Raw genomic sequence first — 12,406 nt, 5'->3', positions numbered from 1 at the left:
TGGCCTCTTATGTGTACTGGTCGGCAGAACTCAGAAAAAGTTTAGGGTGGATCCGCTCATGGGCGAGCGGATCATCAGGATGATGTCATTGGGCTGCCAGGGCTGATGCCTCTGGCCGGGATATCACACGAATCAGGTTCGCTTGCATCGAACATCGTTGAACTCTTGCAAGGGACCCCAGTAGTAACTTGAAAGGCGGCGCCTATGGCGCATACCGGCCAGCTGACCCTTCACACCACCGCTTACGAATTACAACTCACACACAGGGTATTAACGCGCAATGCCCCACAGACGTTGGGTATATGGTCGATGAATTACACGCTGTGCGAGATACAACGCACATATGCTTGCGCGGATATGGTTCCAGGCACACTCTGCTCTCGACTATTTCCCCGACTTACCGAATCCGCGCAGCCATCCGTTCATGTCCGATCAGATGCGCCCAGCGAAGCCCGATGTCGATCCACATCAGATAACCCGACTCCAGCACCATGCGCAGCCGGTAGCGTGCGTGGCCGGGGAGGCGGTCTTCCGCGGCGACGGGCTGGGCGTCGAAACCGAGGCGGCGCGCGAGCAGCAGGCAGCGGGCGAGGTGGTAGCGGCTGGTGATGAGGGCGACTGAAGGCAGCTCTTCGTGTTTCAGCAGTTCGCGTGCGTGGCGAAGGTTTTCCAGGGAATCGGTGGAGGCCTGTTCCAGAATCAGCGGGACGTGCCCGGGAAATCCCTGCGCGCGCAGCCAGTCGGCGCCGGCTTTCGCTTCGGTCATGTGGCTGCCGCTGTTTCCGCCGAGCACCAGCATGCGTTCGACATCTTCCATGCGCGCCAGGGTCAGGCCGCGCTGCAGGCGATGAATGTAGTCCTGTTCCGGACGTTCGTCTTCCAACTTGCGGCCGAAGATCAGCAGCACGCGCGCGCAGTCGGGTTTCAGCGGGCTGCGCGCCGCCGTGCGCCAGACGTGGATCAGATAGGCCAGCCAGACCAGCCCGCCGCTGAGCACCATCACCAGGAGCGCCACGCACAGGGAATGCAGCACGTCGGCATCGCGCAGATAGCGCCAGGGACCGCGTCGCAGGGGGGCCAGGGGGTCGCTCATGAAGGCTTCGGCTGATCGGGAAATGGGCAGCCTACCCCATCGTCACAGGGATTGAGCGCCGGGACCACGCATGCGCGGCCGAATCGCCGCCCCGGTCACACGGCACGAGAAAATTCAGCCGGGAAAAGCTACCCTGCACCGGATGCCCGACACGATGCCCGCGCTGGCCGTCAGCGCCCACACCGCCACCTCCGCGCTCGGACGCGGACTGGACGCCCACGAGGACGCGCTGCGCCGCATGCGCGGCGGGCTGGCGCACAACAATTTCAGCAGCGCGCCGCTCGATTGCTGGATCGGTCGCGTGGCCGGACTGGAAGCCGCGACGCTGCCCGCGACACTGAACGAGTGGGAATGCCGCAACAACCGCCTGGCGTGGATGGGCCTGCAGCAGGACCGCTTCATGGATGCGGTGCACCGTGCCGCGTCGCGCTACGGCAGCGACCGTATCGCCGTGCTGCTGGGCACCTCCACCGGCAGCATCGCCAGCACCGAACAGGGCTATCGCCATCTCGACGTCGACGGCCGCCTGCCCGCCGAAGTGCGCCGTCCGATCATCCACTGTCTGCATTCGCTGAGCGCGTTCGCCCGGACCGCGCTGGAGCTGTCCGGCCCGTGCCTGACCGTGTCCACGGCGTGCTCGTCCAGCGCCAAGGTCTACGCCATGGCCACGCGCATGATGCAGGCGGACCTGATCGATGCGGCTGTGGTCGGCGGCACCGACACGCTGTGCGACAGCGTGCTGTTCGGCTTCAATTCGCTGGGACTGGTCTCGCAGCAGGCCTGCCGCCCGTTCGATATCGAGCGCGACGGCATTTCCATCGGCGAGGCCGCCGGCTTCGCCCTGCTGGAGCGCGCCGAACGAGCGCCGGACGCCACGCGACTGGCCGGCTACGGCGAGTCCAGCGACGCGCACCACATGTCCACGCCGCACCCGGAAGGACTCGGCGCCGAACGGGCGATGCGCGATGCGCTGGCGCGTGCCGGGCTGCGTCCCGAACAGGTCGACTACATCAATCTGCACGGCACTTCGACGCGCAAGAACGACGAGGTCGAGGCAGCGCTCATCGCCCGCCTGTTCCCCGACACCACGCGCAGCAGCTCGACCAAGGGCTACACCGGCCATACCCTCGGCGCGGCCGGCGCGCTGGAAGCCAGCATCGCCCTGCTCGCGCTCGAACGCAGCCTGCTGCCGGGCAACCTGGGCTGCGACACGCCCGACCCGCTGTGCGAAGGCCGCCTGCAGCAGGAAACGCGTGCGCGTAACGTGCGTGTGGCGCTGAGCAATTCCTTCGGCTTCGGCGGCAACAACGCCTGCCTGGCGTTCGTGCGCGCGGAGGAGGCCGCATGAACGGCGATCTGAACCTGTGGGTGGAAGGCATCGGCATCTGGACGCCCGGCCTGCCCGACTGGAATCACTTCATTGCCCACCTGGACGGCCAGCCTGCCGCCGAGGACGCCCCGGCGCGACCGGGCGCCAGCTTGCTGCCGCCCGCCGAACGACGCCGCGCACCGGACAGCGTGCGCCTGGCCGTCGAGACCGCCACGCAAGCCGTGGCGATGAGCGAGCGCGACGCCGCGCACCTGTCCAGCGTGTTCGCCTCGGCGCACGGCGATGCCATCATCATGGACTACATGTGCGCGACCCTGGCCGATACGCCACTGGACATGTCACCGACGCGTTTCCACAATTCCGTACACAACGCCGCCGCCGGCTACTGGACCATCGCCACCGGCTGCCATCGCAGCTCCAACGCGGTGTGCGCCAGCGAGGCCAGTTTCGGCGCGGGCCTGCTGGAAGCGGCCACGCTGGCCGTAAGCGAGAACGAGCCGGTGCTGCTGTCCGCTTTCGATGTGCCCGGCAAGGGTCCGCTGGTGGAAATGCTGAGCACGCACGTGCCGTTCGGCTGCGCCCTGGTGCTCAGCCCCGAGCGCGGAACGCATGCGCGCGCTGCCCTGCGCCTGCGATTGCATGCATCGAGCCAGCCGCAACAACCGCCCTCGGACCCGCACCTGCGCCGCCTGGCGCGGCAGAACGCCTGCGGCGATGCACTGACGCTGCTGGAAGCCCTGGCCACACCGCGCCCCGGCAGCACATGCATTGCGGCGGGCGACGGGCTGACCCTGCACATCGAAACGGATGTTCCCGCGTGAGCGCCGTCCCCGAGACCATGACCGAACCCGCTGCCTGCTGCGTGCTGATTCCCTGCCTCAACGAGGCGCTCGCCATCCGCGGCGTGATCGAATCGGTGCTGGCGCTGAACCTGCCGGTGATGGTGGTCGACGACGGTTCCGACGACGGCACGCCGGAGATCGTGTCCAGGCTCCCGGTGACGCTGATCCGCCACCCCGAACGGCGAGGCAAGGGCGAAGCGCTGCGCACCGGTTTCCGCGCCGCGCTCGAACACGGCTATTCGGCGGTCATCAGCATGGACGGCGACGGCCAACACGTCGCCGAGGACATCCCCCGTCTGCTGGCGGCGGCGCAGCGCTACCCGAACCACATCATCAGCGGCGCGCGCATCCGCCATCGCGAACGCCAGCCGAACTACCGCCGCCGCGCCAACGACTTCGCCGACTGGGGCATTTCCTGGGCCGCCGGGCAGCGCCTGATCGATACCCAGTGCGGCCAGCGCTACTACCCGCGCGCAGCGCTGGAACTGGCCGACATCAAGAGTGGCGGTTTCGCCTTCGAGACCGACATCCTGATCGAGGCCGCGCTGCAACGTGACGTGCGCGTGGCCTCGGTGCCGATCGAATCGCGCTACCAGGGCGACATGCGCCTGAGCCACTTCCGGCCGGTGCGGGACTTTTCACGCATCACCGCGCGGGTGGTCTGGCGCATCCTGCGCGCCGGCCTGATGCGCGACCACCTGCGCCAGATCCGAAACCAGCAACCGTTGATCGTCGATCCGTAACCCTGCCCCGGCAGACGCGCGCCGTACCGTGCGCACATCCACGACCCGCGCACGAATCCCGCAACAGCGGATGACGCGGCCCGAGCACTTCGGGCATCATCGAAACACGAGCTTCGGCGAGGAAGGAACGCATGGCGAGCACCACCACGCACGACGCAATCATCCTGGGCGGCGGTCTGGCCGGACTGACCCTGGCGCTGCACCTGCGCGCCGATCATCCGGATCTGGACATCCTGGTCATCGAGCGCCGCCGGCATCCGCTGCCTGCCGCCGCGCACAAGGTCGGCGAATCCACGGTCGAGATCGGCGCGCACTACTTCGCCGAGACGCTCGGGCTGCGCGAACACCTCGAACACGACCACATCCGCAAGTTCGGCTTCCGCTTCTTCTTCTCCGATGGCCGCGACGACCTGGAGAACGTCACCGAACTGGGCGTCAGCAAGGTGCTGCCGACGCCGAGCTACCAGATCGATCGCGGCATTCTGGAAAATTTCCTCACCGACGAGGCGCGCCGGCGCGGCATCGACGTACGCGACGGCGCCACCATCAGCGGCCTGAGCATGGGCGAACACGGCGCGCTGCACACCGTGCGCTACCGCGACGAGGACGGACAGCACACGCGGCAGACGCGCTGGGTGCTGGACGCATCCGGACGCGCCGGCATGCTGCGCCGTCATTTCAAGCTGACCCGCGACAACGGCCACCGCGGCAACGCGGTGTGGTTCCGTCTCGACGACCGCATCGACATCGACGGCTGGTGTGCCGACGCCGACTGGAGCGACCGCTGCTCGCCGCCGGAACGCTGGCGCTCGACCAATCATCTGGTCGGCCCCGGCTACTGGTCCTGGCTGATCCCGCTGTCCTCGGGCGCGCACTCAGTCGGCATCGTCGCCGACGCCGGCATGCATCCGCTGGAATCGATGCGCGACTTCGACCGCACCGTGCAGTGGCTGGGGCAGCGCCAACCGGCGCTGGCGCGGGCCGTGGCCGAACGCCGCGACGCGCTGCTCGATTTCAGCTTCCTGCGCGACTATTCCTACGGCTGCGCACAGCTATTCTCCGCCGACCGCTGGGCGCTGACCGGCGAGGCCGGCGCGTTTCTTGATCCGTTTTATTCGCCCGGCAGCGACTTCATCGCCATCGGCAACACCTACATCTCCGCGCTGATCGGCCAGGACCGCGCCGGCCGCAACCTGGCGCCGCACGCGACCATGTACGACCAGCTGTACCAGTCGTTCTACGCCAACAGCCTGCCGCTGTTCCGCAAGCAGTACGCGCTGCTGGGCGATGCCGAGGTGCTGCCGGTGAAGGTGACCTGGGACTACAGCTACTACTGGGGCGTGCTGTGTCCGCTGGTGTTCCAGAAAGGCCTGACCGACCTGGAACTGCTGGGGCGCGTGCGCGCCGACCTGGAACGCGCGCAGGCGCTGAACCTGCGCATGCAGGACCTGTTCCTGCGCTGGCACGCCGCCAGCGCCAATCGCAACCCGCGCGCCATGCTCGATCAATACGAACTGCGCTGGTTCGCCGACCTCAATGGCCACCTGCACGACGAACTGGACCGCGACGCCACCGTCGCGCGCCTGCGCACCCACGTCGATCTACTCGAAGCGCTGGCCGACGCCATCGTGCTGCAGGCCACCGGCAGCGACCCGGCGCTGCAGGCGCCACTGTCCGGACGGCAGCGACCACCGCTGTTCGCCGCGGCGGCCTGAGGCGTTCAATCAGCTCAATTCTGACCCGCTAACAGCTTGTCGATGACGGGGCCTATCTTGGCCTCCGTGCCTTGCCATTTGGTCAACGCCAACCCGCCCTTGCCACGCAAATGATAGTCGGAAGAGGCCACTCCACGTCCATCTTTTTGCAGCCACAAGTGGGCGACAGAGAGGTACGGCGAAAAGTCCCATGAACGGCGAGCTGTATACGTCAGGACATAATGACAATCATCGGGCTTCGTGCCATCGAACACGCGACTCGCGATGCCGTGCGCATCGATATGCCGCTGCAGGACCATGACAAAGTCATCCACTTTGACTGCGGGATTTCGTTGAATGCAGATCAAATCCACCTTGTCTTTAGTTACTAGCGGCCTGACCTGTACCGACGTGCACGAAGCCAACATCAGGCCCGTGAATGACAAAAGTAAAAGCGACGTCACTAAGCGCATGATCCCCCCTCATTGATGCAGCTCACCCATCGAATGAGTATGTCGGATCATTGCAGAGCCTGCATCAACCCATCCCGCCATTGACGCCGATCACCTGTCCGTTGACGTAGCCGGCCGATTCCGAGCACAGAAAGGCGACCAGCGCGGCGACATCCTCCGGCGCGCCAACGCGTCCGGCCGGCACCATCGCCTTGATCTGCTCCGGTGCGAACAGGGTTTCGGTCATGCGCCCGGCGATCAGCCCCGGCGCAACCACGTTCGCGGTGATGCCGCGCGAGGCCATCTCGCGCGCCAGCGATTTCACCGCTCCGTGCAGGCCGGCCTTGGCCGCCGCATAGTTGGTCTGACCGCGATTGCCGAGCACACCGGCCACCGACCCGATCGCCACCACGCGACCAAAACGCGCGCGCGCCATCGGCAGCAGCAGCGGCTGCACCAGATGGAAGAAGCCGTGCAGCGAGACGTCGATCACCCGCTTCCACTGCGCTTCCTGCATGCCCGCCATCGGCGCGTCGTCATGGATGCCGGCGTTGCTGACCGCGCAATGGATCGGCCCGGTCTCGAGCAGCGCCTCCAGCGCGGCCGCGCTGGCCTGTGCATCGGCGACATCGAACGCCACCGCCTCGGCACTGCCTCCCTCGGCCCGGATCGTCTCGACGACTTCCTGCGCGCGCTCGATGCGCGTGTTGGAGTGCACGATCACATGCTGGCCGGCGGCGGCCAGCGCCTTGCAGATCGCCGCGCCAATGTCGCCGCTGCCGCCACTGACCAGGGCACGACGCGGGTCGCTGGATGCCTTCATACCGAACGCTCCGAATGCAAAGAGGGAAAGTCTAGCAAGCGTGCCGGTGCGGCACGTTTTCAGCCCGCGGCAGGAGCCAGGTCATCGCCGCCGTGGATCACGGCGCAGCGCCCCTGCGCCAGCAGCACGCCGTCGTGCTCGATGCGGAAGGCGTACTGGGTGCCCGCGTCGTCGGCATACAGGCACTCGGCGTGAACCTGCAGCACACCGGGCAGATCGTCGACGTATTCGCACGCCAGGCGCACATCGCGCAGCGCCACCAGCATGCCCGGACGCGGCGCACCGGCGCCGGCCTCGCGCGCCCGCAGCGCGCCGTGCACGGCAGCGGCCTGCGCGCCGTATTCGGCCAGATGCAGCGCATGCAGGCGACCGTCCCGGCGTAGCGGGTTCGCGGGATCGCGATGCCCCTCGCTGCACGCGTGGATGGCGGTGTCATCCCAGGCCTCGACCACGTCCAGCAGGCACATGCCGCCAGCGTGCGGGATCAGGTGCGCCCAGTCACTCTTCGGCAGCACGGTCGCTCTCCGCATGCGGCGCCATCAGGATCGACAGGCAGAAATGGAAGGCCACGCCCAGACTCACGGTCAGGCCGATGGCGCGCAGCACCGGAATCGACGACCACGCCAGCATGCCGAACACCAGCAGCGCCGAGAGCACGCAGACCACCGTCGCATGCAGGGTGCGTCGCTGTTCCGCCGGATCGCCGGTCTCGCGCTCGAAGAACAGCGCATAGTGCAGACCCAGGCCAGCGGCGAGAATCAGCGCGACCAGATGGAACAGGGAAATCTCGATGCCGGCCATGCGCTCGACCGCCAGCACCAGGAACGTCGCCAGCGTCATCGGACCCAGCACGTGCCAGGCACGACGCAGACTGCGCAGAGCCACGCTGACGGTGACGATCAGCAGCAGGATCGCCACGCCCAGCGCCTTCAGGATGCGCGAGCGGTAGGCGGCAACCAGCGACTCCGAAGCCTGCTTGATGTCCAGCAGGCGTACCTTGCCGTCGGTCTGCGCCGACAATGCGGCCAGCGCCGCCGGATCGTGCACGCCGCTCAGCGTGGCCAGGCCGACCCAGGACGTGGATGACGCCGTGACAGGCGTTCCGCTGGCACCCTGCCCCCGGACCTGCGGGTTGCCGCCACGCCTCACCAGCATCGAAGCCAGCCGCTGACCCAGCGGCGAACGCTCGAACATCGCCGGCGTCAGCAGCGGCAGTGCGCGGGCCTTGTCCACATCGCGCACGAACGGCGCGAAGACATCCTCGCGGAACGGCATGCCGGCGGTGGCCTGCTTCAACGCGGCCACCAGCGCGTCGTGATCGGGCAGCTTCCGCTGCCGCGCACGCTGCACCGCCCGCGGCGGCAGGTAGCGCGACGGCAGCTCGACGCCGTCCAGCGCGCCCTGCTTCACCAGCGCATCCAGTTTCGGTCGCACCTGCTCGGAAAGCGCCAACACGCCGTCCGCCGTCGGCGCATCCAGCACCAGCAGGTAGCGCACATCGGGCGCGCCCAGGGCGGCGCGCAGACGGGCGTCGGTCTTCAGCAGCTTCGCCGGCAGCGGCGTCAGCTTGGCCAGATTGTTCTGCCAGAACGTGCCGGGCGCGAAGATCAGCATGACCGCGACGCCCGCCGTGACCAGCACGGGAATCCAGCGCGGGCGCGGCAGATTGTCGAGGAACCGGCGGAAGCGCGCCAGACCGGGCGTGTCGGCCACGTCAACGAAGCGCTGCGGCAACACGCGCGGCAACGCGTAACGCGTGGTCAGGCCCGCGCCGAGCAGACCGCAGATCGTGAACACTGCCAGTTGCTGCAGTCCCGGCACGCCCGAGGCGTAGAACGCCAGATAGGCGATGCAGGCCGAGGCAATGGCCGTCATCAGCAGCGGCCACAATCCGCGCACGCTCTGCAGGTTCGACGCACCGCCGCGGCGATGGCTGAGCAGGCGGATCGGATATTCCTGCGCCACGCCGAGCAGCGTGAAGCCGAACGCCAGGGTGATGCCGTGCACCTGCGGGTAGAAGGTCACCAGCGCGGCGAGACCAGCCAGCGCGCCGCTGGCAATGGGCAGCGCGCCCAGCACCAGCGCGCTCGGACTGCGGTAGGCCAGCAGCAGCAGCAGGATGAAGCCGATGGTGGAGATGTAGCCGATCCAGTCGGCCTGATGCCGGGTCTGTTTGTTGATGACCACGCTGAAATAGCCCGGCCCGCTCAGCGTCAGCGTCGCCGCCTCGTGCCCCGGCAACCCGTCGAAGGCCTTGCGCAGGGCCGCGATGGCCTCCTGCTGCGCGCCCGGGTCGAAACCGGCGGCGCGAGTCTGCACTAGCAGCAGCGCCTCGCCCTGCTTGTCGATCCACACGCCGTCGCGCACAGTCGGCGCATGCGGCGGCGACCAACGTTGCGCCAGCTTCAGCACTTCCAGAGTCGGATCGCGCGGCAGCCAGGTCTCCAGAAGGCCACCGGCCGGCGAGGCCAGATCCTCCAGCCGCTGTTGCAATTGATCGTGCAGATAGGCCGCATCGAGACGATGCGTATCCAGCGTCGGCGAGAGCAGGTAGCGGTAGGGCAGCAGCGAGGACGGCAGGCTGTCGGGCCGGAAGTCGCCGTTGACGACCTGACTGAAGCGCGCATCCTGCTTCAGCGCATCGGCCAGGCCGCGACTGAGGTCGGCGAGCTTCTCCGGCTGGGCGCCACCAAGGGCGACCAGCAACAGTCGCGAACCCGGACCGCTGCCGATCTGGTCCATCAGCAACCGCTGGTCGGCCGTGGCGGGCGGCGGCATGAAGCTGCGCAAATCGGTGCTGACGCGCAGCGTGCGCATCACGTACAGCCCCAGCAGCGCCAGGACCAGCAGCCAGACGCTCAGCAGCGCGACGCGTGCGCGCAGGGAACTATTCGGCATGCCGGCACAGCGCCGTCAGGTTGGCGCGGGTCGGCTGCGTCGGCATGCGCGCGGCCAGCGGGCCGAGCAGATCGACGCTCAGCGTGCCGTTGGCCTCGGTGATCAGCATGCAACGCAGCCCCCGATCGTCGCCGTCCAGGCGGATGTGCGCGAGGCTGCGCGCCAGACGCGGCGATTTCGGCTTTAGCGTCAGGGTCCAGCCCTGACCGCCGCCGTCTTCGTCCAGTCGCGGCGTGAACACCTTCGACAAGCGCGCGCGATCGCCCGACAGCACCGCGACCAGGCTATCGAGCAGCGCCTTGAGCGGCGGCGCGCGATCCAGCGAGAAATGCCGCGTGCCGCGCCCGGCCCGGTGCATGCTGACCTCACCGTCGACGATGCGGGTGGTTTCCACGTAGGGCGAATCGACATGCCTTTGCAGACGGTCGCCGCCTTCCCACGACAACTGACCCGACACCACCAGCGGGCGGCTCAGCAGGGCCGAGAAACGCGCCTCGGCGAAGGCCACCTGCGTCGGCGGCTGCTGCGCGAGCTTGGCGATCGGCGCCAGCGCGTCGGGCTTGTCGACGACGGCGGTCTCAGGCGCGCGCGCCCACGTCGCGGCCGACGCCAGCGCCAGCATCATTCCCAACGACCTGCGTAGTGTCATGCCAGAAATCATAGAAATTAAACCAGTTGTAGGGATGCGTGCGCGCAAGACTCTCCAGGCGCGCCGCGTACTCGCGCACGTAGCCGCGCACGGCCTTGCGCCGACCTTCGCGCGGAAGCTCGCGGGTATCCGCGAACGGCTCGAACACCAGCTTATAGCGATTGCCGCCAAGGTACAGTCCGAAACACAACACCACCGGAATGCGCAGGCTGGCCGCCAGCAGCCAGGGTCCCACCGGGAAGGCGGCGTCCTCGCCCAGGAACGGCACCCGCAGCATCGCCTCGTCCTGCCGCCCGCGATCGGCCAGCAGCGCCACCATGTGGCCCTGCCGCGCGGCCTCGCCCAGCGCCAGCACCACGGAGGCCGGATCCTGCGCGCCGTCGATGACGCGCTCGCCGATGTCCGGCGCCAGCGCCTCCAGCAGCGCCGTCATCGCCGGCGTCTGCTGCTTGTTCAGCACGATCCGCAGAGGCGCTTTCTGGTAGCGCTGCGAAAGCATGCGCAGGGCCTCGAAACTGCCGTGGTGCGAGCCCATCAGCATCGCGCCGCGGCCTTCGTCGATGGCGTCGTGCAGGTAATCCAGCCCTTCGACTTCGAGCCGGAATCCGCGTTCGCCGCGCGCCAGCATGAACACGCGGTCCAACGTGATCGAGGCGAAACTGTGGATGTGACGCAGGATCTGCCACACCGTCGCGCGCTGCCCCAGCGCACGCGTCAGGAACTGGCGCGACGCGCGACGCTCGGGACCGCGACGGAAGAAGAAATACAGGGTGATCGGGTACAGCACCACGCGCGCCGCCGGACGACCGCAGCGCAGAGCGATGGTGCGGATCAGCCACAACGCGAAGAAACCGCCGCCCTCGGGGCGCTGACGCCAGTGCGCGCTCATGCCCGCACCTCCACCCGGCCCCGCGCCAGCACGCCGGCCTCGCCATGAATCTCGAAGCGCAACCGCGGCGCGGCACCCTGCACGCGGATCTCCGCCTCGGTCTCGGGCCACACGGGCGCGACGAACTTGGCGTCGATGATGCGGGTCAACTGCCAGCCATGCTCGCGCCGCAGCAAGGCGGCGAGCTCATCCAGTAGCACTACGCCCGGCACCAGGGGCCGGCCGGGGAAATGCCCCGGCAGGCACGGATGGTCCGCACCAATGCGGAATCGGTGCGCGGATGCCATGGGTTCGGACGGGCCGGTCATGAATGCACCGTATCGCGGGCGTCCCGCACGATGCGAGGCCAGCTGCGCACCAGGCGATGAATGAACTCGTGCGGACGCGGATGCGGCAGATCCCTGAATCGCCAGCGGCGCACAGCGTATTCAGCCGCCATGGCCAGCACCGGCAGGATATAACCGCCCACATGCAGCCAGCCGCGCGCCCACGCCTGCATTGGACCGTCGGCGATCAGCAACGCCCAGCAGGCCGCCAGCAGCAGACATTGCAGCGCCATCAGTATCGCCCAGTACCAGGTCACCTGGCGGGTGTAGCGCAGGACGCGCGCGTCCTGCAGCCGCTCCTCGCCTTCGACCGCACGCACCACGCGGCGAACCAGCGGCTCGCGACCGGCACGCAGCGTGCGGCCGAACAGCCAGGCCAGGCCGGCCGTGATCAACATCGGCACCAGATTCAGCACCCAGTGCGCATGGCCGCGCGCATCAAGCCAGAGCATCACCGCCGCCAGCAGCAGCCAGAGCGCCAGCACGGGCGCACGCCGCAACGGCAGCACCGCGGCCAGCACGAGAACCAACACCGGCACCGCAAGACGATAGGCCCATTCGCCGCCGCCCAGCGCACCGGTGAAGACCAGTGCCGCATAGCCGAGCAGCAACCCGGGAAGCAGGCTGCGGAAAAAACCGGATTTCATCGTGGACACGGCGAATACCG

The 12,406-nt window shown here is 67.9% G+C and carries 13 protein-coding genes; 4 read left to right on the top strand and 9 right to left on the bottom strand.

The window, feature by feature from the left end:
• Positions 1 to 397: 397 nt before the first annotated feature.
• Positions 398 to 1,093: a YdcF family protein gene (locus HF690_RS13030; protein ID WP_168609750.1), complete on the bottom strand. Its 696-nt coding sequence runs from the start codon at positions 1,091 to 1,093 to the stop codon at positions 398 to 400.
• Positions 1,094 to 1,247: 154 nt separating this feature from the next.
• On the opposite strand from HF690_RS13030, the gene HF690_RS13025 reads away from it, so the two are divergent.
• From HF690_RS13025 to HF690_RS13010, 4 genes are all read left to right on the top strand, one after another.
• Positions 1,248 to 2,441, top strand: a complete 1,194-nt coding sequence (locus HF690_RS13025) for a beta-ketoacyl-[acyl-carrier-protein] synthase family protein (RefSeq protein WP_168609749.1) — start codon at positions 1,248 to 1,250, stop codon at positions 2,439 to 2,441.
• A complete protein-coding gene (locus HF690_RS13020) occupies positions 2,438 to 3,244 on the top strand; it encodes a beta-ketoacyl synthase chain length factor (protein WP_168609748.1) in 807 nt (268 codons plus the stop codon). Before HF690_RS13025 ends, HF690_RS13020 begins: the two co-directional genes overlap by 4 nt.
• The gene (locus HF690_RS13015; protein ID WP_338042919.1) at positions 3,241 to 4,008 is read left to right on the top strand and encodes a glycosyltransferase family 2 protein; all 768 of its coding nucleotides are present in this window, start codon (positions 3,241 to 3,243) and stop codon (positions 4,006 to 4,008) included. The genes HF690_RS13020 and HF690_RS13015 overlap by 4 nt, the downstream gene beginning before the upstream one ends.
• A 131-nt stretch (positions 4,009 to 4,139) precedes the next feature.
• Positions 4,140 to 5,723, top strand: a complete 1,584-nt coding sequence (locus HF690_RS13010; protein WP_168609747.1) for an NAD(P)/FAD-dependent oxidoreductase — start codon at positions 4,140 to 4,142, stop codon at positions 5,721 to 5,723.
• A 14-nt stretch (positions 5,724 to 5,737) separates the two neighbouring features.
• Here HF690_RS13010 and HF690_RS13005 read toward each other — a convergent pair whose 3' ends face one another.
• From HF690_RS13005 to HF690_RS12970, 8 genes are all read right to left on the bottom strand, one after another.
• A complete protein-coding gene (locus HF690_RS13005) occupies positions 5,738 to 6,175 on the bottom strand; it encodes an Sbal_3080 family lipoprotein (protein ID WP_168609746.1) in 438 nt (145 codons plus the stop codon).
• 64 nt (positions 6,176 to 6,239) lie between these two features.
• Positions 6,240 to 6,977: a 3-oxoacyl-ACP reductase FabG gene (gene fabG / locus HF690_RS13000; RefSeq protein ID WP_168609745.1), complete on the bottom strand. Its 738-nt coding sequence runs from the start codon at positions 6,975 to 6,977 to the stop codon at positions 6,240 to 6,242.
• A gap of 59 nt (positions 6,978 to 7,036) precedes the next feature.
• The gene (locus HF690_RS12995) at positions 7,037 to 7,492 is read right to left on the bottom strand and encodes an ApeP family dehydratase (protein WP_168609744.1); all 456 of its coding nucleotides are present in this window, start codon (positions 7,490 to 7,492) and stop codon (positions 7,037 to 7,039) included.
• Complete coding sequence (locus tag HF690_RS12990) at positions 7,476 to 9,875, bottom strand: MMPL family transporter (RefSeq protein WP_168609743.1); 2,400 nt, start codon at positions 9,873 to 9,875, stop codon at positions 7,476 to 7,478. Before HF690_RS12990 ends, HF690_RS12995 begins: the two co-directional genes overlap by 17 nt.
• The gene (locus tag HF690_RS12985; protein ID WP_240151765.1) at positions 9,865 to 10,500 is read right to left on the bottom strand and encodes an outer membrane lipoprotein carrier protein LolA; all 636 of its coding nucleotides are present in this window, start codon (positions 10,498 to 10,500) and stop codon (positions 9,865 to 9,867) included. Before HF690_RS12985 ends, HF690_RS12990 begins: the two co-directional genes overlap by 11 nt.
• A complete protein-coding gene (locus tag HF690_RS12980; protein WP_113065695.1) occupies positions 10,454 to 11,413 on the bottom strand; it encodes a lysophospholipid acyltransferase family protein in 960 nt (319 codons plus the stop codon). Before HF690_RS12980 ends, HF690_RS12985 begins: the two co-directional genes overlap by 47 nt.
• Positions 11,410 to 11,721, bottom strand: coding sequence for an ApeI family dehydratase (locus HF690_RS12975; RefSeq protein WP_240151764.1), 312 nt, complete (start codon positions 11,719 to 11,721; stop codon positions 11,410 to 11,412). Before HF690_RS12975 ends, HF690_RS12980 begins: the two co-directional genes overlap by 4 nt.
• Complete coding sequence (locus HF690_RS12970; RefSeq protein WP_168609742.1) at positions 11,718 to 12,386, bottom strand: COG4648 family protein; 669 nt, start codon at positions 12,384 to 12,386, stop codon at positions 11,718 to 11,720. The genes HF690_RS12975 and HF690_RS12970 overlap by 4 nt, the downstream gene beginning before the upstream one ends.
• Positions 12,387 to 12,406 lie beyond the last annotated feature (20 nt).

Source organism: Oleiagrimonas citrea (assembly GCF_012395255.1).
GTDB lineage: Bacteria > Pseudomonadota > Gammaproteobacteria > Xanthomonadales > Rhodanobacteraceae > Oleiagrimonas > Oleiagrimonas citrea.
Note: the sequence above shows the minus strand (reverse complement) of the source record. Positions and strands in the feature narration are given on the sequence as shown.